Genomic DNA, 19,844 nt, shown 5'->3' with positions numbered 1-19,844 from the left:
GTCAGGTGCCGGCGTCAGGAGGTCAGAGCCGGATCGGAAATCGCCAGCTCGGAGCGGACCTCAGGAAGGGTGAGCAGCAGTTCCTTGAGCTCGGACACGTCAAGCCGTCGGGCGGTGGCAGAGCTGAGATCGGACAGCTGCCGTACCCCGTCCCGTCCCGCGCTGACGTAGGTCGCATAGTTGAGCGTCCTGGCATCGACCGGGAGTCGGTAGAAGTCGCCGAAGTCCTCGGCCTGTGCCAGCTCCTCACGGCTGGCCATGACCTCGAACTGCTTCTCGCCGTGCCGCACGCCGACCACCTCGTACTTTGCGGGCACGTCGAAGAGCTGGCACAGGGCGACGGCGAGATCCCCTACGGTGCACGCGGCGGCCTTGCGGACAAAGATGTCGCCTGTCCTGGCATGCTGGAACGCGTGCTCGACCAGTTCGACGGAGTCGGCCAGGGACATGATGAACCGCGTCATGTCGGGATCGGTGACGGTCGGCGCCGCCCCCGACTTGATCTGCTGGATGAAGATCGGGATCACCGAGCCCCGGGAGTACATCACGTTGCCGTACCGGACACAGGAGACGACCGTACCGCTTGAGCCGCTCCTGGCATGGGCCTGCGTGAGCTTCTCCATCATCCCCTTGCTCATGCCCATTGCGCTGACGGGATGCACGGCCTTGTCGGTGCTGAGCATCACCACGGATCCGACCCCGTTACGCTCGGCAGCATCGATCACGTTCGCACTGCCCAACACGTTGGTGCGGAAGGCCTCCAGCGGAAAGAACTCGCAGGAGGGGACCTGCTTGAGCGCAGCCGCGTGGAAGACGAAGTCGACTCCACGGGCGGCATGCAGGACGCTCGCGAGGTCCCGCACGTCACCAACGTGGTAGCGGACCCGGTCGTCCCCGACGACCCGCCGCATCGCGTCCTGCTTGGCCTCGTCCCGGCTGAGTACGCGCACCTCCGCCACGTCGCGTTCCAGCAGCCGTCGCACCATCGTCTGACCGAAGGACCCGGTCCCACCGGTGATCAGCACCCGGCGACCAACAGTCGAGCAAGTCATCCAAGTTCTCCCACTTCTTGGTGTAGCCCCAGCCTTCTCACCCCGCGCAGCAGCAGGCCGGGCAGTCAGGGCCGCACGAGTTGCGCGCGGCACCTGGTGCAACGAAGGGCCACGCGACAAGAAACGCACCAAATGGACATACCGCCCTTTTGTCTACCCGCCATAGGTGTCGCCGGGCTGTTCACAGCCGGCATCTCGCCGCCAGGCGCATTCACCCTCGCGGGCGCCGACCGGTAGACAACTTCGGATCGCCGGAACATTTTCCGAAGCAGACTCATCGACAGGCGTCCGGAATGCGTCGAGGGCTGGGCCACACGCGACTCTTCCCATGCACCCAATCAGACCCAGAAGTCACTTTGGCGGAAGATGGCAAATTCGGCAAAGCGCAAGCAAGGAGATGCTACCCTCTCTCCACCTAACGACCTCGTGCACGGTAGCGAGTCCTTGAGCATCGATGATCGCTGTTTGCGTCATGGTGGTGCTGCGATCATGACCAACCGGCGTTTGACGGGCCTTTCCCGCTCGGTGATTGAGCGCCTGGTCAGCGAGTTGAGGCCGCAGTGGCAGGCACGGCACCGTGACCGGCCCACCTCGTGAACACGCCGTCGCCGGATCGGAGCAAGAGCCAAGCACCGGTTCGGTTTCGTGGATCGGCTGCTGGCCACGCTGGTCCATTTGCGGCACGGACTGACCCACGACGCGGCTCCGATGTGGTCCACCTCGGCTACCACCCGCAGGCGTTGATGGACGCCACCGATTTTTCCGGCGGGTCTGTCAAATGTGAGACAGAGAAGTTCGTTTTACAGTCCCGGACAAGAGCAACTCCCGACTGCGTGCGGCGGTCAGATCGTGTGCCGAACCGGGCAGAGCCGGTGACGCCCACACGAGCCGGCCGGCGGCGTCCGCGATGGCCTGCACGTTCACGCCGTGGCGTTTGTGCTTGCCACAGTAGTAGGGCTTCTGCCCGGCGACCCGGTCGATGGGGATCAGCATGCCGTCCAGAGTCGCGTACACCAGCAGCCGGATGCGTCGCATCGCGGCGTCCAGATCACCTGCTGCCGACCTTAGCAGAGCTATCGCTTCCTGCACGTAGCGCCAGGCGGTGGCGACGCCGACCTCGAAGCCGGCCGCGAGTCGGGTGTAGGTGTCGCCGTTACGCAGATGGGCGAGAGCGAGCAGCGCCTGCCGACCGGGTTCGAGGCCCCCGGGATCGGCGCTGCATACGGTGGCCGCGAATGCGGTCAGCGAGGTGATTCAGGGTCCGGCTGGACAACGGAATCGTGACAGGGTAGGACAGCATGGCGAGGCTCCCGATCGGGGCTTCGAGTCTTGGTCGACAGCCGTCCTACCTGAAGCCTCGCACCCATCGATCACCGGGCCTGCCACACCCGTCCCGAGCTACAAGATCAGCTTGGAAGAGGCTCAGTCTTAGCTAGCTCTGGCAGCAACGCACCCGATCCACCAAACCGCCACAATCACCAACTCACGACCTGGCGGACCGTCTGCATCCGAATGCCGGCCCAGTCGTGGTGCCGGCGCACCGTGGAGAGAATGAAGTCGACGACGCGGCGCGAGGTGTCCTGGACCTGGTAGTCCGCCGGGCAGGGCACGCCGTGCGCGGCCACCTGGTCCACGGTGACGCGCACCGCTTCCACCACGCCGTCCGGGTCGAGGCCGGTCATGATGATGCCGCCCGCGTCCAGCGCCTCCGGACGCTCGATCGACTCGCGCAGGGTCACGGCGGGAAAGCCGAGAATCGCCGCCTCCTCGCTGACCGTGCCGCTGTCGGAGAGCGTGCACCGAGCCTCGCGTTGCAGGCGCACGTAGTCGAAGAAGCCGAACGGCTCGTGGAACGCGATCCCGTCCAGGACGGTCCCGTCGCTGGTGACCGCCTCCAGCCGCTTGCGGGTACGGGGATGCGTGGAGACCAGCACCGGCAGCCCCCACGTGTCGCGTACGGCCCGCAGGCAATCCAGCAGACGCCGCAGGCGCGCGGGGGCATCGACGTTTTCCTCCCGGTGCGCGCTGACCACGAAGTAGCCGCCCGGATCGAGGTCGAGCCGCTCCAGCACCGTCGACCGGGCGATGTCCACACGATGGTGCTCCAGCACCTCGCACATCGGCGAGCCGGTGTGCAGGATCCGCCGGGGATGCAGCCCTTCGGCGAGCAGGTTGCGCCGGGCGTGCTCGGTGTAGACGAGGTTGAAGTCGGCGACGTGGTCCACCAGCCGCCGGTTGGTCTCCTCCGGCACGTTGAGGTCGAAGCAGCGATTGCCGGCCTCCATGTGGTAGACCGGTACCCGCATCCGCCGGGCCATAAGGGCGGCGATGCAGCTGTTCGTGTCCCCTAGCACCAGCAGCGCGTCGGGCCGCAGCTCCGTGATCGCGGCCTCCACACCGGCCAGCACCCCACCGAGCACCCGTCCCAGCGACGTGGTGTCCACGTGCAGGAACCGGTCCGGCGTACGCAGCCGCAGGTCGGTGAAGAACACGTCCGACAGGGCGGGGTCCCAGTTCTGCCCGGTGTGCACCAGCACGTGGTCTACCGTCCGGTCCAGCCGGTCCAGCACCCTGGACAGCCGGATGATCTCCGGGCGGGTCCCGACCACCGTCATCACCCTGGTCATCAGGGCCACCTCCGTTGTGAGCCAGCACGAAAAGGCATCTGGCCGTCACGCCGGCGCTGGCGTCATGTCGGCGACGGGCTCCGGGTAGGTGTCCGGTCGGGCCGGGTCGAACAAGGTGTTCGTCCAAAAGAGGGTGAGCAGCTCGCCCGGGCCTGTATTGGTGATCTCATGCACCCACATCGTCGGCATGTCCACCACGACCGGCTCGGCACCATCGACGGGGAAACGGACCACCCGTTGGTGGCCGACCCGCCGGAGCCCGATCTCTGCGCGGCCACGCAACACCACGAATCGTTCCACCTTGGCCAGATGGAAGTGTTCGCCGCGGGTGACGCCTGGACGGGTGGTGGAGCAGAATGTCTGCCCCCCACCGTGGGCCTTAACGGTTTCGACTAGTTCGCCCCGGTGGTCGCCACGGCGGACGAGCGGCATCGGATAGCGCGCCGGAAACAGGTGCGACCGGTAGCTGTTGAACAGCCGCACATCGTGCCGGTCCGGCAGCGGCGGGACCTCGGCACCATGGTAGGTGGCTGCGAACGAGGTCAATCGATCAGCGAGGGCCCGCACTCCGATTCGTAGCGCCGGCATCGAGGCGTCCCAGGGTCCGATGTGCGGGGCGTCAAGCAACGCGGCGGCGGCGTCGGTGGCGTGGACAAGCTGCAGCTCCCGGTCGTCGCGCACCTCGGGCTGCCCACCGTCGGCGAGCACGCGACAGAACGTCGCGGTGACCGAGTTGTAGAAGGGCTGCCCGTGTTCGCCGTAGAGGTGCGGCAGACGGTGGTCGACGAGCTGGCAGCCAGCTGCAGCGTCGCTCAAGATCGCCGATGCCATCGCCTTCGAATCGCCGTAGGGGGTGCCGTTGCCCGCCTGCACGGAGTTCGCGTACACCAGGGTCTTCGGCGGCTGCGCGCAGCGGCGCAGGCCGCGGGCGAGCGCCTCGGCCATGGCGACATTGCCGGCCGCGACCTCGGCCGGATCCCCCCGGTTGACGCCGGCCAGGTGCAACATCCGGTCGGCTCCCGCCAGCCGGGCTGCCAGGGCGGCAGGGTCGGCCAGGGTGGCCCGGTCGAGCAAGACGGGCTCAGGCCAGCCGAGCGCGCGGATGAGCACCCGGGTGTGCCAGCCGAGGAAGCCGGTGGCCCCGGTGAGTGCCACTCTCATCAGGTCAGCACCGGCTCGCGCAACGCCAACTCCGCGCGGACCTCCGGCAACGCCTGCAGCAGCGCCACGATCTCCGGTACGGCCAGCCGCCGTGCGTTGGCGGAGGTGAAATCCTCGCTCGGTCGCCCGCCGAAACTCCCCTCCGTGACGTACAAGGCGTAGTTGAGGTCCCGGGCGTCCACCGGCACCCGGTAGAAGTCGCCGAAGTCGTCCGCTCGCGCCAACTCCTCGCGGCTGGCGAGTGTCTCGTCCTGTTTCTCCCCGTGCCGCACCCCGATCACGTCGAACTTGGCCGGCGCGTCGAACAGCTGACACAGGGCGGTGAGCAGATCGCCGATGGTGCATGCCGCAGCCTTGCGGATGAAGACGTCACCGGCACGGGCATGCTGGAAGGCATGCTCCACCAGTCCCACCGAGTCGTCCAGGGACATCAGGAATCGGGTCATCCCGGGATCGGTCACGGTCGGCACCGCGCCGGCCTTGATTTGTTCGATGAACAGCGGGATCACCGAGCCTCGGGAGTACATGACGTTGCCGTACCGCACGCAGGAGACAACGGTGTCGCCGCGCGGGTTGTTGCGGGCATGCGCCTGCGCGACCTTCTCCATGAGCGCCTTGCTCATGCCCATGGCGTTGATCGGGTGGACGGCCTTGTCGGTGCTGAGCACCACCACTGAGCCGACACCGTTGCGGGTGGCGGCCTCGATGACGTTGGTGCTGCCGAGAACGTTGGTGCGGACGGCCTCCAGCGGAAAGAACTCACATGATGGTACCTGCTTGAGCGCGGCCGCGTGGAAAACGAAGTCGACCTCGCGGGCGGCGTGCGCCACGCTGTCGTAGTCACGCACGTCGCCGACGTAGTAGCGCACCCGTTCGTCACCGAGGCCCCGGCGCATCGCGTCCTGCTTGGCCTCGTCCCTGCTGAACACGCGTACCTCGTCCACGCCATGCTCCAGCAGCCGGCGCGTCATGATCCGCCCGAAGGAACCCGTCCCACCGGTGATCAGCACTCGGCGTCCCGCTGTCGTGAAGGTCATTGGCGATTCCTCATCTCCCCGATGCCCGGCCGTTCGATGCGACATCCTGGCCAACGATTCACCACTTCAGAAAGACGCGCGTATTAGGACATAACGCGTCTTTCATTTCGCCCTCCCTGAGTTCGCCCGATGCCGACCGGCTTGGCCACGCCGTCGGATCCGTTGTCCGCCACCACCGCGGTCGGACACAGGACGGCCCCGGTCCCCGTACCGGACGAGTGTCCGCCGGTAGCCGTACAGTCCAGCCGGCAGCACCGTCAGTGCGTAGACGACGGTGCTGACGAAGGGAATCGCGGCAAGACCGTAGGCCTCGGCGGCATGCCACTTCGCCACCCCAGCGACCACCAGGTACACGACCAGCCCGATCACCTGTGGGCGGATGACCCCAGCGGCGTTCTGGACCATCATCAGCGCCGAGAACGCGCCGAGCAGCAGGAACCAGAGCGCAAGACCGGCGAGTAGCCACCTGTTCCCGTCCAACGGCACCGGCAGCCAGAGGGCGAAGATCCAGTCGCCCGCCACCACCAGACAGACCGACGGCACCACGGTGACGAGCAGGGAGAGGACGACCATCCGACGGACCGTCCTGCGGATCCAGTCGAGGTCTCCCCGGGCCAAGGCATCGCCATTGGCCGACCAGAGGGGCAGGTTGAGCACCGTGACGAGCATGCCGAGCAGGGTCGCCAGCCGCGCCGGCACGGCATAGGCGGTAACGCTCTGCGGACCAAGGGTATGGGCGATGATCAGGTTGTCCATGTTGCTGGACAGCCCGGTCAGGATGGTAACCAGGAAGAACGCCCCACTGAGACGCAGCAGACCGAGCCCCAGCGTGCGGTCGACCGTGCCGAGCCGCGGCCGCAGTTCGGGCATCCGCCAGCCGTAGACCCAGACGCTGTTCGCCGCATTGACCAGCAACGGTCCGGCCGCGAATGCGGCAACGACCGCGATGGCCGGCAGGTCGCCGCGGGCCGCGAGCAGCACGAGGGGAATCGTCACCAGGACGCCGGCCCCCTGCCACAGGTTGCTCTCCCCGACCTGTTGGTAGGCGTACTGCACCCGGACCACCAGGGCCAACGGGATGTTCAGCAGGAACGCGGTCAGGCAGGTCAGCACCACCGCCCTGGCCTCTGCCGGCTCCACGACCCCAGCCACGTTGAAGACCGATGTCCAGGGCGCCAGCCCGGCCAGCGACCACAGCAGCCCGCACAGCACCACGGTCACGGTGGTCAGAACCGCGTAGGCGGTGGAGACGTACCCGCGCGCCCGCGCCCAGTCGCCGCTGGCGTAGCAGGGCGCAAGCTTGGTCATCAGACTGGTGCCGAGGCCGAGATCGGCGAAGGTGGCCATGCCGGTGAGCGAGAGGACCGCCATCCACAGCCCATAGCGCTCCGCGCCCAGACGGGACAGGCAGACCGGGATCATCAGCACCGGTGCCAGCAGGCCGCCGCCCTTGGCAAGCCCGGCGGTCACGATGCCCGAGACGAGGCGACGGCTACGGGCCGCACTGACCCCCGGATCGACCGGAGCTGCGGGCCGCGTGTCGGTGTGCGGTACGGGCGCAACGGTGCCGGGTGCCGCTTGCGACGCCGCCACGGTCAGCGGTCAGCGAGCACGCGACCGACCATCCAGTCGACGGTCGCCTCCAGCCCCGCCCGCAACTGATACCGACGCACGGCGGGAAACAGTTCCCGCAACCGCGAGCAGTCCGCCTGCGAGTCGCGCACATCCCCCGCGCGCGGCGGACGGTGCACCCTTTCCAGCCTTCGTCCGAGCACGACTTCGAGTTCCGCGACAAGTTCGAGTAGCGAGATCCGCTCACCGAACGCGAGGTTCACCGTGTCCGGCGTGCAGACCCCGCGGAGGATCGCATCCACGATCACCGAGGTGACGCTACAGACGTAGGTGAAGTCGCGGGTCTGCCGGCCGTCACCGAAAATCTCCAGCGGACGGCCATCGAGCGCCGCCGAGACGAGCCTCGGCACCACGGCCGCGTATGCATGGTCTGCAGCCTGCCGGGGCCCGAAGACATTGAAGAACCGGAACGGCAGAACCGCCATCCCGTAGCAGGCAGCGTACGCGTTGGCATAGGCCTCGGTCGCCAGTTTGGAGACCGCGTACGGGCTCATCGGCATCGGACGGAGGGTCTCCCGCCGGGGCAGGATCGGGTTGGCACCGTATACAGACGACGAAGACGCCAGGATGGTCTGGGCCACGCCGTGCCGCCGAGCCGCCTCCAACACCGTGAGCGTTCCGGTGGCATTGGCATGGTGACTGCGCAGCGGGTCCGCGATGGAGCGTGGGACCGAGCCGAGTGCGCCGAGGTGAACCACGGCGGTCGCGCCGGGCATCGCCTCATCAAGTAGGTCGGGATCCAGGACGGAGCCGACCAGCAGCCGAACGGGCAACTCAGCAAGGTTGTCCAGGGAACCGGTGGACAGATCGTCGACCACCACGATCTCGCCGACCTCGGCGCCGTCAACCAACTCGTGGACGAGGTTCGAGCCGATGAACCCGGCCCCGCCAGTCACCACGACCTTCTCGATCCTGCGGTACAACGTCAACTCCTTCGGCAGGGGCAATTCGGGAAGGCCGGATGCCTCTTACCCGGGCGGCCCGCCCTTAAGCTAACGGGGCAAATCGGGCGAAGTTACTTGAAATACCAAACCCCGCAGCCTCCCAGATCACCCGGCCCGGTCACCGCCGGCCAAGCACCCGTTCCCGTCCCGCCGGGGAGGTCGGCAGCCGCACCGCGTCGAGGAACTCGGCAAGCGGGCGGCTGAAGTTGCGATAGTCGAAAGAAGCCAGCGCCTGACGCCGGGCAGCCTCGCGCATGGCGTCCTGTCGGACAGGGTCCAGCTGTGCGGCCCTCGCCAGGACGCGCCGCAGGCTTTCCGCCGAGTCGTCCGGGCAGACGAGGCCCTCCCGCCCATCCTGAAGATACGAACCAAGATCGCTGGTCAGATTTGTGATCACCGGGGTGCCGTTGGCGAGGCTCTCGCAGAACTTGGTAGGGAAACCGGCGTGCGCGTACCGCGCGTCGCGCCGGAGGATGACGCTGAAGTCGGCCTGCCGGATGATCGCGGGGACGTCCTGCTGCGGCAGGCTGCCCCGCAGCAGGACGCTCGACGGGACGGCACGGCGACCGAGAAGCCCTTGCACCTCGTCCACCGAGGGCCCACAGACGGTCAAGGTGACATCGACGCCGTCCCGGTGCGCCCGGTCCACGCCCTCGATCACGATGGCAAGCCGGTCCTTCCTTCCCGGGCTGCCGAAGTAGACCAGGCGCAGGCCGGCTCGACCGCCGTCACCGGCTCGATCGGCGACGTCCAGCGCGGCCACATCGAGGGTGGGCGGGAGCCGGAGCACCGACGTACGCCGACGGTAGTAGTCCTCCAGATATGAGCTGATGGCGATGACACCGTCACACCGAGGATGGTGATACCGCATGACCATTTCGTTGCTGACGCGCGACGGACCAAGCGGACCACCCGGGAGGTGCCAGGGGTCGTACCACTCGACGACGTCCGCGATCAGCGAGATGCGGTTATCCCGGCACCACCTCCGCACCCGCGCCGTCCTGTCGGCACCGACGCCGTACAGAAGCACGTGGGAGGGCAACGCCGGTTGGGCCGTGATCCACTGCAAAAGAGCACGATCCGAGGCCAGCGACCGTGCGGCCCGGCGCAGCATGCCGGAGGGCCCGGGCACCAGCCCGCCGAAGCCGATACTAGAGACCGATCCCGGCCCGTCCGGCACCTCCACCGGGATGAGCGCCGACCCTCTGGACTGGCTGCCCAGGACCACGACGTGGTGACCCGCCGCCGCCAGAGATGCGCAGATACCGAACACCCTCCGTGCCGCCGCGCTGCCCCACGGAAAGGGGAAGGGGACAACGTACGCGATCCATGGACCATGGGTCGTCATCCAGGCTCACTCCACCAGCAGAGACGTGCAGCCGGAAGAGCCGGCGGCATTACGCGGACATCGGACCAATGGACAACGACCGTGGGCTGGCGAGGTTGCCCGTTGCGCTGCGCGCAGTTCCAGGCATGCACAACCTGTCCCACCACCACCATCACCCGCTCGGGTCATAACCATTGGCCCTGTCGCCAGTTGAGGAGTCGTCGGGCGGATGGCGAGCGAGGTGTAATGGACAAGGCGGCACGACTGAACACAGCAGCACCGGACGCACTGATCGACCGGAAGCAGCTGACGGACCAGTCGCGCGGGAAACGGATCAGGCCCGGCAGCGCCACGGGGATCGGGCTGCTCACCGCCGTCGCGTACCTCGTCCCCACTATGCCGGGGGCCGGATACCGCGTCGGCGGCCTCGCCGCCGTGGTGGCGCTGCTCGTCGGCGGCTTACCTCTCCGCCTACGAGCCCCAGACCTACTCGCGTTCGGCATTGCCGTCTGGGCCTACATCACCCAGACGTGGGCAACCATCCCGGACAAGGTCATCTGGACGGCCGACCTCGACAAGGTCCTCCCGAAGGCGTACCTGTACGCCGCCGCCGCTTTGCTGTTCGTGGCGGTCCGGCAAGTGGTCCGAACTCGGCGCCAGCTGGCGGTCATCGGCGTGGGATATCTCGTCGGATGTGTCGTGCTCGCCTACCAACTGGTTCAGGAGGCGACGTCGGGCACCCAGGCGACGCGCGCGGACCTGCTGGACTTCTCCGTGCGGTACAGCCTGCCCGGCGCAAGCACCAACTACATCGCCTACTCGATGGTGATCGGGGTGGTGCTGGCGCTAATCATGATCCGAACCTTACCGTTCGCAAGGCTGCCCCGGATCGCCCTGCTCGCCTGTGTCCCGCTGTTCGTCGTCGCGGTCATCCTCACTAGCAGTCGCGGCGCCACCATCGCTTTGGCCCTCGTTCTGGCCTACCTCGGACTCAGCGCTGTCGCCCGCCACGCGGTGTGGCGAGGGCTCGGCGTGCTGGCCCCGACCGCCGTGGTGACGGTGTCGCTCGGGCTGATTCCGTACTCGCTTCTCGGCTGGCTGGACGGTCTACTCGGAAAGGCGACGGGAGACCTCTCCGGCCGCCTTCAGATCTGGCCTTATGCACTGTCGACCTGGATGGACTCCCCGTGGCTGGGCAACGGGGCAGGCACCTACCAGGCCACCAACCCGTACGGCATCGGCACGCACAACATCCTGCTCAACCTCGGCAACGACCTGGGCCTGGTGGGCGTGCTGCTCTTCCTGGCCACAGTCGCGGTCACGCTGACACGCGTCGCCCGTCGTTCGATGATGCTGCACCGCCTCGCCGGCGTGTTCCTCGTCGCGTTGCTGCCGATCTGGCTCTCCGGCGAATGGGAGACGTCCCCGAGCACCTGGCTGGTACTCGGGCTGCTCTCCTCCGCCGCGACGGTGCCCGCCACCGCTGCGGCCCACCGCGCCCGGGTAACGCCCCGCCGGCGGGCGCGCCAAGGACCGCAGGGCGCGGGCCTCGCCGGAAGCGCCGCCCGGGCTGACCCGGCCCCCGAGCGGGTCTACGCCTGATTCAGCACCCCCGTCACCAGTTCCTTGGCCTCCTCCTGGATCCGGGCCAGGTGCTCCGGCCCCTGGAACGACTCCGCGTAGATCTTGTAGACGTCCTCCGTGCCCGACGGGCGGGCGGCGAACCAGCCCGACTCGGTCGTCACCTTCAGCCCGCCGATCGCCGCCCCGTTGCCCGGCGCGGTGGTCAGCGTCGCGGTGATCGGCTCGCCGGCCAGCTCCGTCGCCGTCACCTGCTCCGGGGACAGCTTGGCCAGCACCGCCTTCTGCCGCCGGTCGGCCGGGGCGTCGATGCGGGCGTACACGGGGGCGCCGAAGCGCTCGGCCAGCTCCGCCCAGTGCTCGCTGGGCGTCCTGCCGGTGGTCGCAATGATCTCGGCGGCGAGCAGGCAGAGCAGGATGCCGTCCTTGTCGGTGGTCCACGTGCTGCCGTCGCGGCGCAGGAACGACGCCCCGGCGCTCTCCTCGCCGCCGAAGCCGACCGCGCCGTCGAGCAGGCCCGGGACGAACCACTTGAACCCCACCGGCACCTCCAGCAGCGGCCGGCCCAGATCGGCGGCGACCCGGTCGATCATCGAGGACGACACGAGGGTCTTGCCGACCGCCGCGCCCGGGCCCCAGGCCGGGCGGGTGCGGAACAGGTGCCCGATGGCCACCGCGAGATAGTGGTTGGGGTTGAGCAGGCCCCCGTCGGGCGTGACGATGCCGTGCCGGTCGGCGTCGGCGTCGTTGCCGGTGGAGACCTGGTAGTCGGCGCGGGCAGCGATCAGCGACGCCATCGCGTTCGGCGAGGAGCAGTCCATCCGGATCTTGCCGTCGCCGTCGAGGGTCATGAACCGCCAGGTCGGGTCGACCGTCGGGTTGATCACCGTGAGGTCGAGCCGGTGCCGCTGCGCGATCTCCCCCCAGTACGCGACGCTGGCCCCGCCGAGCGGGTCCGCGCCGATGCGCACCCCGGCGGTCCGCACGGCGTCGAGGTCGAGCGCGGCGGGCAGGTCGTCGACATAGTGGGCGAGGAAGTCGTACGCGCCGGTGGTGTCGGCGGCGCGGGCCCGCGCGTACGGGATGCGGTCGACCTCCTTGAGCCCGGCGGCGAGGATCGCGTTCGCGCGGTCCTGGATCCACCTGGTGACGTCGGAGTCGGCGGGGCCGCCGTGGGTCGGGTTGTACTTGAACCCGCCGTCGTCGGGCGGGTTGTGCGACGGGGTGATCACGATGCCGTCGGCGAGCCCGGAGGTGCGGCCCCGGTTGTGGGTGAGGATCGCGTGCGACACCGCCGGGGTGGGGGTGTAGCCGTCGCGGCTGTCGAGCAGCACGGTGACCCCGTTGGCGGCGAGCACCTCCAGCGCGTCGACGGCCGCCGGTGCCGACAGCGCGTGGGTGTCCCGGCCGAGGAACAGCGGCCCGTCGAGGCCCTGCTGGCGGCGGTAGTCGCACAGCGCCTGGGTGACGGCGAGGATGTGGTCGGAGTTGAACGCGTTGCGCAGGCTCGACCCACGGTGCCCGGAGGTGCCGAAGGAGACCTGCTGCGCCGGGTCCTCCGGGTCGGGATGCTCGGCGTAGTAGGCGGTGACCAGCCGGGGCACGTCGACCAGGTCGGTGGGCTCGGCGGGCTGACCGGCGCGGGGGTGGGCCACTGCTGCAACCTCCAGGGACGCTACGGACGAGGGGTCTTCCCGGCGCGGGCCGGGCTCACCCGCGACAGGACAAGTGTGGGTGGTTCAGGGCTCGACCCGCTGCCCCTTGCCGATCACCACGATGCCGTTGTCGGAGACGGTGTAGCGCTGCCGGTCCTTCTCCAGGTCGACGCCGATCTCGGCCCCCTCGGGGACGATCACGTGCTTGTCGAGGATGGCCCGGCGGACCACGGCGTGCCGGCCGATGTCGACGCCCTCCATCAACACCGAGCCGTCGACGTGCGCCCACGAGTGCACCTTGACCTTCGGCGAGATGATCGAGTTCTCCACCAGACTGCCGGAGATCACTGCGCCGGGCGACACCATCGAGCCGACGGCCCGCCCGACCCGCTCGCCCCACTGGTGGACGAACTTCGCCGGCGGGTACGGCGGCTGCTCGGTGTAGATGGGCCAGTCGAAGTTGTAGAGGTTGAACACCGGGTGCACGTTGATCAGGTCCATGTGGGCGTCGTAGAACGAGTCGAGCGTTCCCACGTCGCGCCAGTAGCCGCGGTCGCGGTCGGTGCTGCCCGGCACCTCGTTGTCGCGGAAGTCGTAGACGTTGGCCTCGCCGCGCTCGACCAGCATCGGGATGATGCTGCCGCCCATGTCGTGCTTGCTGGTCTTGTCCTCCGCGTCCTGCTCGACGGCCTCCAGGAGCGCCTTCGTGGTGAACACGTAGTTGCCCATCGAGGCGTAGATCTGGTCGGGTGCGTCGGGCAGGCCGGCGGCGTCGGTGGGCTTCTCGCGGAACGCCCGGATCCGCCGGCCGTCGGGGCCGACCTCGATCACGCCGAACTGGTCGGCCATCGACAGCGGCTGGCGGATGCCGGCGACGGTCACCCCGGCGCCGGAGGCGATGTGGTCGTCCACCATCTGCCGGGGGTCCATCCGGTAGATGTGGTCGGCGCCGAAGACGATCACGTAGTCGGGCTGCTCGTCGTGGATCAGGTTGAAGCTCTGGTAGATCGCGTCGGCCGAGCCGGCGAACCACCAGGGGCCCCGGCGCTGCTGCGCCGGCACCGGTGTGACGTAGTTGCCGAGCAGCGTCGACATCCGCCACGTCATGGTGATGTGCCGGTCCAGTGAGTGGGACTTGTACTGGGTCAACACGACGATCTTGATGAAACCGGCGTTGGCGAGGTTGGACAGCACGAAGTCGACCATGCGGTACATCCCGCCGAACGGGACGGCGGGCTTCGCCCGGTCCGCGGTGAGCGGCATCAGGCGCTTGCCCTCTCCACCGGCCAGGACGATCGCGAGCACCTTGTCAGCCATGCCCAGACGCTAACCATCCGCGTGCCACTTCACCACTCGTACGGACGGACTTCTGCACTAGGGTGCGGGCATGACCGCCTCGACCCCGGCCACCGGAGCACTCCGCGTCGACCTGCTCACCCGCGAGTACCCGCCGGAGGTGTACGGCGGGGCCGGCGTGCACGTCGAGTACCTGGCCCGCGAGCTGCGCCGGCTCGCCGACGTGCGGGTGCACTGCTTCGGCGCGCCGCGCACCGAGCCGGGCGTCACCGCGTACGCCGAGCCGGCCGCCCTGGCCGGCGCGAACGCCGCGCTGCGCACCATGGGCGTCGACCTGGAGATGGCCGCCGCGTGCGCCGGCACCGACGTGGTGCACAGCCACACCTGGTACGCCAACCTGGCCGGGCACACCGCAAAGCTGCTGCACGGGGTGCCGCACGTGGTCACCGCGCACAGCCTGGAGCCGCTGCGGCCGTGGAAGGCCGAGCAGCTCGGCGGCGGCTACGCGCTCTCCTCCTGGTGCGAGCGCACGGCGTACGAGGCGGCGGACGCGATCATCGCGGTGAGCGCGGGCATGCGCGCCGACGTGCTGGCGGCGTACCCGGCGGTGGACCCCGACCGGGTGCGGGTGGTCTACAACGGCATCGACACCACCCAGTACGCCCCGGACACCGGCACCGACGTGGTGGACCGGCTCGGCATCGACCCGGCCCGCCCCAGCGTCGTCTACGTCGGGCGGATCACGAAGCAGAAGGGCCTGCCGTACCTGCTGCGGGCCGCCCGGGAACTACCGGACGACACGCAGCTCGTGCTGCTCGCCGGGGCCCCCGACACGGCGGAGATCGCCGCCGAGGTGGAGGGCCTCGTGGCCGAGCTGCGGGCCACCCGCTCCGGGGTGGTCTGGGTGGCGGAGATGCTGCCCAAGCACGAGGTGATCCAGGTGCTCACCCACGCCACGGTCTTCGTCTGCCCGTCGGTCTACGAGCCGATGGGCATCGTCAACCTGGAGGCGATGGCCTGCGAGACGGCCGTGGTGGCCACCGCCACCGGCGGGATCCCCGAGGTCGTCGCCGACGGCGGGACGGGACTGCTGGTCCCCATCGAGCAGGCCGCCGACGGCTCCGGCACGCCGCTGGACCCGCAGCGGTTCGTGGCCGACCTGGCGGCGGCGATCAACCGGGTGCTGGCCGACCCGGCGAAGGCCGGTGAACTCGGCAGGGCCGGGCGGGTGCGAGCGGTCGAACACTTCTCCTGGGACGCGATCGCCGCCCGCACCGTCGAGGTCTACCGCTCGGTCGGCGCGTGAGGCTGAGCCGTGGCTACGCCTCGGGCGCGATCAGGGTCAACCTGGGGAAGTAGGTGCGGTAGCGGCTGCTGTCGCGGGTGAGCAGGCGGTAGCGGCAGACTGCGGCGTGTGCGCCGATGTAGAAGTCGGCGATCGGTGAGCGCTTGTTGCCGCCCTGCGCGCGGTACCGGGCGTACGCCTTGCCGGCCAGGAATCCCGCGGGGTAGGGCAGCTCCTCGCGGAGGAAGTCCGTGGCGGGCAGCGCGTCGTCGAGTTCCTCCACCCGCGCGAACCGCACGGACACCTCGGCGTACACGAGCGGGTTGATCACCAACAGGCCGGCGTCGCGGGCGACAGCCAACGCCTCACCCGACCAGTCGGCCCACTTCGGGTCCTCGGTGAAGATGTCCAGCAGCACGTTGGTGTCCACCAATGTGGCGACGGTGTCAGCCACCCGGCCAGCGACGGCCCGGATTCGTTCACTCGCCACGGAGCAGGTCCATCAGGTCGTCCGTCGACATGCTCTCCACCTCTCGGGCGCTGCCCCGTCCACGCATGTGCCTGACCAGCCGCCGTCCTCGGGTCTCGGCGGCACTGACGCGCACGATGCGCAGTGCGCCGCCTTCTTCGATCACATCGACCTCGTCGCCCTCGTGCAGGTTGTGCCGGGCACGCAGCTCGGCCGGGATGGTCACCTGCCCTTTGCTGTTCAACTTCATATCGGCCCCCTGATACGTAATACGCATGATACGTGTCGCAACGCAGCTGGGCAGCCGGATCAGGCGGCGAGTCGGCGGCGGGTCAGGTGACACCGAGGGTGGCGGCGAGCCGGGTCAGGGCGGCCGGGGCCGCCGCCGACCGCGCCACGACGCCGACGAGGTCCCGCGCCGCCGGGCGGTCGTGCACCTCGCCCCGGGCCGTGCGCTCCGCGTCCAGCACCGCCCGGCCGGCGCGCAGCCCGTCGCCGGCCGAGGCGTACAGGCGGGCCACGTCGAGCAGGTACGCGGCCCGGTGCTCGGGCGGCAGCCATCGCCACCCGTCGCCGGCGATCAGCTTCTCGTGGCGTACCGTCGCCGCCGTGACCTGGCCGAGCGCGGACCCGGCGACCACCCGGGCCGCCTCGACCGCCGCCGGCCCGAAGCCCTCGCCACCGAAGCCGCCGCCGTCGGTGCCGCCGGGCTCGGCGACCCGGGCGGCGTCGCCGGCCCGGCCGAGCAGCTCATCGGCGGCCCGCTCGTCGCCCCGGCCAGCGGCGGCGAGGGCGGCCTGGAGCAGCAGCGTCCCGCGCACGGCCGGCCCGTCGGCGGGTGCGGCACCGGACCGGGCCGGCCCGACGCGGTGGGCGGCCACGACCGCCGCCTCCACCGCCGACCGCAGCCGGCCGCTCGCCCGCAGGGCCTGACACAGCGGTACGGTCGCGGCGGCGGCCAGCCACGGGTCGGCGGTGGCCGTGGCGACCGCCAGCCCCCGGTCGGCGGCCAGCCACGCCAACTCCCCGTGGCCGAGCTTCACCAGCACCAGCGCGACGAGCCCGTACCCGGATGCCAGCAGACCATCGGCCGGCCGGCCCGGGTGGGTGGCGCGCGCCTCGCGGGCGGCGTCGAGCAGGCCGGGCAGCAGGGCGAGCAGCTCCCGGTACCGGGCGTGCCGGTAGCTCTGCCCCGCGTGGTCCAGCCGGGCCCGCACCTGCGCCACGTCGGGCGGCCGGGCCGGAACCGCCACGTGGTACCGGGCCAGGGCGGCCCGGATCCCCTCCAGGCCCGCCGCAGCCGGGTCCGGCGGGCCTGGCCGGTCTGCCAGCAGCATCTCCAGGTCGATCCGGAGCGCCTCGGCGATCTCCCGCAGGTTGGACACCCGCTCCAGCCGACGCACCCCGCGCTCGACCTTGTCCACCCAGCTCTTCGACTTGCCGAGGCGGTCGGCGAACTGCTGCTGCGTCATGTTGCGCCGCACCCGCCAGTGGGCGACCCGGCGACCGACCGGCAGCTCGTTCACCGCCGGGCCGTCCCGCTCACCCGAGGATCCCGAGGACCAACAGCACGAGTACGACCACCGCGATCGCGATGCCGTAGGCGTACTGCCGCCGGTTGATCGGCGCGCGGGCGTCGGGGCGGGACGGACACGGCACCCGGTCGCCGTCGGGTTGCGGTGGCCGGCCGTCCGGCATCGGGTACGCCGTCGGCAGCGGCCCGTCGTGCGGGCGCTCACGCATCTGCGCCTCCTTCGGGGTTCGGGGCTGTCAGGGGGCGGGGCGCACGGGGATCGCCCCGCCCGGGTGAGAGGCACTCCGTTTGCTGACGAGAGGCCCTCATCCGCAACCTAGAGTGCAGTGAGTACAGAGTCAACCCAACATGCACAGAATGCTGTGTCGGGTGGCATGCTCGGAGGGCTGACGAGAGGTGGCCCCGCCATGCCCAGACAACCCGTATACGAGCAGGTCATTGACGACGTCACCGCGTCGATCCGAAGCGGCACGCTCAAGCCCGGCGACAAGCTCCCGTCCATCACGGAGTTGTGCGAGCAGTACCGCGCCAGTGCGACGCCGATCCGACTGGCCCTGCGGATCCTCGATGAACGGGGCTGGATTGAGGTGCACCAGGGCAAGGGGTCGTTCGTGGCACCGCGTCCCCCGGCGGGGGCTGGGTAGATCTTGGTGAGTTTCGGCCCCCAGAGGGGCCGTTTGGTACCAAGATCTACGCGTTCGGGGCACTCGGAGGCCCCGTCGCTTTAGCTCGCCACCGACCCGTCACCCAAAGCAACAATCGCCCAGCAAGCACCACACGCAGGCATCCCCTTTGCTCTGCACCCACATACGCAACACTCACGCAGCGCAACAGCCCCTCGCCCCACCTCAACATCCATTACCTTAAATAGTCCCTGCTCGGCTTGAGTGTTGCGCCGATGGGTGCAGAGCAAAGGGAGTGCGAGAGGTGTGGCGTGGTCGGGCAAGGTTCACCCACAGCAAGAGTGGCCGCGCCATCCGGGTGTCAACGCAGGGGCATCACGGAGCGTGAGCAGCCCGCAGAGGGCGGACAGCGACACCTCGCGAGGGCTTGATCGCGCTCGGCGATCCCGCGTAACGTCAGGCGTCGATGGATACGAACGGGTCAGCGCAGGTGCTGGACATCCTCGACAAGGTGGCGGCGGCCGAGTTCGTGCCGGCCAGCCCGCACAACTTCGTCGTACGACCGGGCGGATCGGTGCCGGCGGAGAGCCTGCTCGGCGACCCCGACGTCAGCCTGCACTGCCTCGACGACGAGCACCGCCTCGCGTACTTCGTGCAGACCTTGCCGGGGGTCGACCTGGCCGGCGGGGCGTTCCTCTACCTCGACCAGTACCGGGCGGCGCAGCGGCTGATCACGGTGCCCTACGAGACCCTGCACCGGCTCGCCGACGACCTGCCGGACCCGGCCCGCCTGATCCTGGTCTACTCCGTCGGGCGCTGCGGGTCGACGCTGCTCAGCAGGGCGCTGGGCGAGGTGGCCGGGGTGCGCAGCTACTCCGAGCCCGACGTCTTCACCGAGATCGCGCTGCTGCGGCACGAGGACCCGAGCCGCGACGCGGAGTACGCGCGGCTGATCCGCAGCTGCGTCCGCGTCCTCGGCAACACCGGGAGCAACACCGGGGGCCGAGACGGGGGCACACCCACGCTGGCGGTCAAGTTCCGGGCCAGCGGCATCCAGCTCGGCGACCTGTTCCACCAGGTCTTCCCCGACGCCCGGGGCCTGTTCCTGCACCGCGACGCGCACCCGTGGCTGGAGTCGATGCACCAGGGCTTCACCCCGCACCTGCCCGACCCGGCCGCGCAACTGGCGTTCCTGAGGTACGTGCTGGCCCAGGCCCCGCTGATCATGCCCTTCGTCGCCCGGCACCAGCGGCAACCGACGCCGACCGAGGCGTACCTGTTGACCTGGCTCTCGGTGCTGGACCGGTACCTGACGCTGCGCCGCGCCGGGGTGCTGCTGCTGCCGGTGGCCTACGAGGCGCTCGGCGCGGACCCGAAGGCCACGCTCGCGGACCTGCTGGCACACTGCGGCCTGCCTATCGACCGCGTGGACGCGGCGTACGGGACCTTCGCGGCGGACTCCCAGGAGGGCACCCGGCTGTCCCGGGCGAGCCGCCGCCGCAACCCGGCGGCGGCGCTGGGCGCGGAGGACTTCGCGCAGGCGCGGGCGGTGCTGGCGGAGTATCCGGTCGTCGACCCCGGCGATCCGCTCGTGCGCGGGCTGATCGGGCCGTAGCAGGGA

17 protein-coding genes and 1 pseudogene are annotated in these 19,844 nt (G+C 69.6%); 4 read left to right on the top strand and 14 right to left on the bottom strand.

What is annotated here, in order from left to right; translation table 11 throughout:
- Positions 1–14: 14 nt before the first annotated feature.
- From ACFT41_RS12265 to ACFT41_RS12230, 8 genes and pseudogenes are all read right to left on the bottom strand, one after another.
- Positions 15–1,025 (bottom strand): polysaccharide biosynthesis protein, encoded by a 1,011-nt coding sequence (locus ACFT41_RS12265; RefSeq protein ID WP_377583445.1) that lies wholly within the window; start codon positions 1,023–1,025, stop codon positions 15–17.
- 843 nt (positions 1,026–1,868) lie between these two features.
- Positions 1,869–2,352: pseudogene (locus tag ACFT41_RS12260) on the bottom strand (transposase family protein); the annotation flags it as partial.
- A 175-nt stretch (positions 2,353–2,527) separates the two neighbouring features.
- Positions 2,528–3,679, bottom strand: coding sequence for a non-hydrolyzing UDP-N-acetylglucosamine 2-epimerase (gene wecB, locus ACFT41_RS12255; protein WP_377583447.1), 1,152 nt, complete (start codon positions 3,677–3,679; stop codon positions 2,528–2,530).
- A 45-nt stretch (positions 3,680–3,724) separates the two neighbouring features.
- Entirely contained in the window at positions 3,725–4,840 is a 1,116-nt protein-coding gene (locus tag ACFT41_RS12250; protein ID WP_377583449.1) for an NAD-dependent epimerase/dehydratase family protein, read from the bottom strand.
- Positions 4,840–5,877, bottom strand: a complete 1,038-nt coding sequence (locus ACFT41_RS12245; RefSeq protein ID WP_377583451.1) for an SDR family NAD(P)-dependent oxidoreductase — start codon at positions 5,875–5,877, stop codon at positions 4,840–4,842. The genes ACFT41_RS12250 and ACFT41_RS12245 overlap by 1 nt, the downstream gene beginning before the upstream one ends.
- Before the next feature lie 102 nt (positions 5,878–5,979).
- Entirely contained in the window at positions 5,980–7,347 is a 1,368-nt protein-coding gene (locus ACFT41_RS12240; RefSeq protein WP_377583453.1) for a lipopolysaccharide biosynthesis protein, read from the bottom strand.
- Between the two features lie 125 nt (positions 7,348–7,472).
- A complete protein-coding gene (locus tag ACFT41_RS12235; protein WP_377583455.1) occupies positions 7,473–8,432 on the bottom strand; it encodes an NAD-dependent epimerase/dehydratase family protein in 960 nt (319 codons plus the stop codon).
- A gap of 139 nt (positions 8,433–8,571) precedes the next feature.
- A complete protein-coding gene (locus ACFT41_RS12230; RefSeq protein ID WP_377583457.1) occupies positions 8,572–9,801 on the bottom strand; it encodes a glycosyltransferase family 4 protein in 1,230 nt (409 codons plus the stop codon).
- Positions 9,802–10,026: 225 nt separating this feature from the next.
- Between ACFT41_RS12230 and ACFT41_RS12225 the strand changes: the two genes are divergently transcribed.
- Positions 10,027–11,382 carry an O-antigen ligase family protein gene (locus ACFT41_RS12225; protein ID WP_377583459.1) on the top strand — a complete coding sequence of 452 codons (1,356 nt, stop codon included), beginning with the start codon at positions 10,027–10,029 and terminating at the stop codon, positions 11,380–11,382.
- Here ACFT41_RS12225 and pgm read toward each other — a convergent pair.
- Positions 11,373–13,016, bottom strand: a complete 1,644-nt coding sequence (gene pgm, locus ACFT41_RS12220) for a phosphoglucomutase (alpha-D-glucose-1,6-bisphosphate-dependent) (RefSeq protein ID WP_377583461.1) — start codon at positions 13,014–13,016, stop codon at positions 11,373–11,375. The two genes, ACFT41_RS12225 and pgm, sit on opposite strands and share 10 nt — an antisense overlap.
- A gap of 84 nt (positions 13,017–13,100) precedes the next feature.
- Positions 13,101–14,333 carry a glucose-1-phosphate adenylyltransferase gene (glgC, locus tag ACFT41_RS12215; RefSeq protein WP_377583463.1) on the bottom strand — a complete coding sequence of 411 codons (1,233 nt, stop codon included), beginning with the start codon at positions 14,331–14,333 and terminating at the stop codon, positions 13,101–13,103.
- Positions 14,334–14,403: 70 nt separating this feature from the next.
- Between glgC and glgA the strand changes: the two genes are divergently transcribed.
- Positions 14,404–15,618 carry a glycogen synthase gene (glgA, locus tag ACFT41_RS12210; protein ID WP_377583465.1) on the top strand — a complete coding sequence of 405 codons (1,215 nt, stop codon included), beginning with the start codon at positions 14,404–14,406 and terminating at the stop codon, positions 15,616–15,618.
- Between the two features lie 13 nt (positions 15,619–15,631).
- On the opposite strand, the gene ACFT41_RS12205 is transcribed toward glgA, so the two are convergent.
- The 4 genes from ACFT41_RS12205 to ACFT41_RS12190 form a co-directional block, all read right to left on the bottom strand.
- Positions 15,632–16,087: a type II toxin-antitoxin system VapC family toxin gene (locus ACFT41_RS12205; RefSeq protein ID WP_377583467.1), complete on the bottom strand. Its 456-nt coding sequence runs from the start codon at positions 16,085–16,087 to the stop codon at positions 15,632–15,634.
- Entirely contained in the window at positions 16,077–16,316 is a 240-nt protein-coding gene (locus ACFT41_RS12200; RefSeq protein ID WP_377613812.1) for an AbrB/MazE/SpoVT family DNA-binding domain-containing protein, read from the bottom strand. Before ACFT41_RS12200 ends, ACFT41_RS12205 begins: the two co-directional genes overlap by 11 nt.
- 82 nt (positions 16,317–16,398) lie before the next feature.
- Positions 16,399–17,592 (bottom strand): helix-turn-helix domain-containing protein, encoded by a 1,194-nt coding sequence (locus ACFT41_RS12195; RefSeq protein ID WP_377583471.1) that lies wholly within the window; start codon positions 17,590–17,592, stop codon positions 16,399–16,401.
- Positions 17,593–17,608: 16 nt separating this feature from the next.
- Positions 17,609–17,809, bottom strand: coding sequence for a hypothetical protein (locus tag ACFT41_RS12190; RefSeq protein WP_377583473.1), 201 nt, complete (start codon positions 17,807–17,809; stop codon positions 17,609–17,611).
- A gap of 198 nt (positions 17,810–18,007) precedes the next feature.
- Here ACFT41_RS12190 and ACFT41_RS12185 point away from each other — a divergent pair, with 198 nt between their 5' ends.
- Positions 18,008–18,244 (top strand): winged helix-turn-helix domain-containing protein, encoded by a 237-nt coding sequence (locus tag ACFT41_RS12185; protein ID WP_377583475.1) that lies wholly within the window; start codon positions 18,008–18,010, stop codon positions 18,242–18,244.
- A 445-nt stretch (positions 18,245–18,689) separates the two neighbouring features.
- Entirely contained in the window at positions 18,690–19,838 is a 1,149-nt protein-coding gene (locus tag ACFT41_RS12180) for a sulfotransferase (RefSeq protein WP_377583477.1), read from the top strand.
- Positions 19,839–19,844: the final 6 nt, after the last annotated feature.

The organism is Micromonospora sp. NPDC057141 (assembly GCF_042670805.1).
Taxonomy (GTDB): Bacteria; Actinomycetota; Actinomycetes; order Mycobacteriales; family Micromonosporaceae; genus Micromonospora.
The sequence above is the reverse complement of the archived record's forward strand: the minus strand, read 5'-3'. Positions and strand labels throughout refer to the sequence as shown.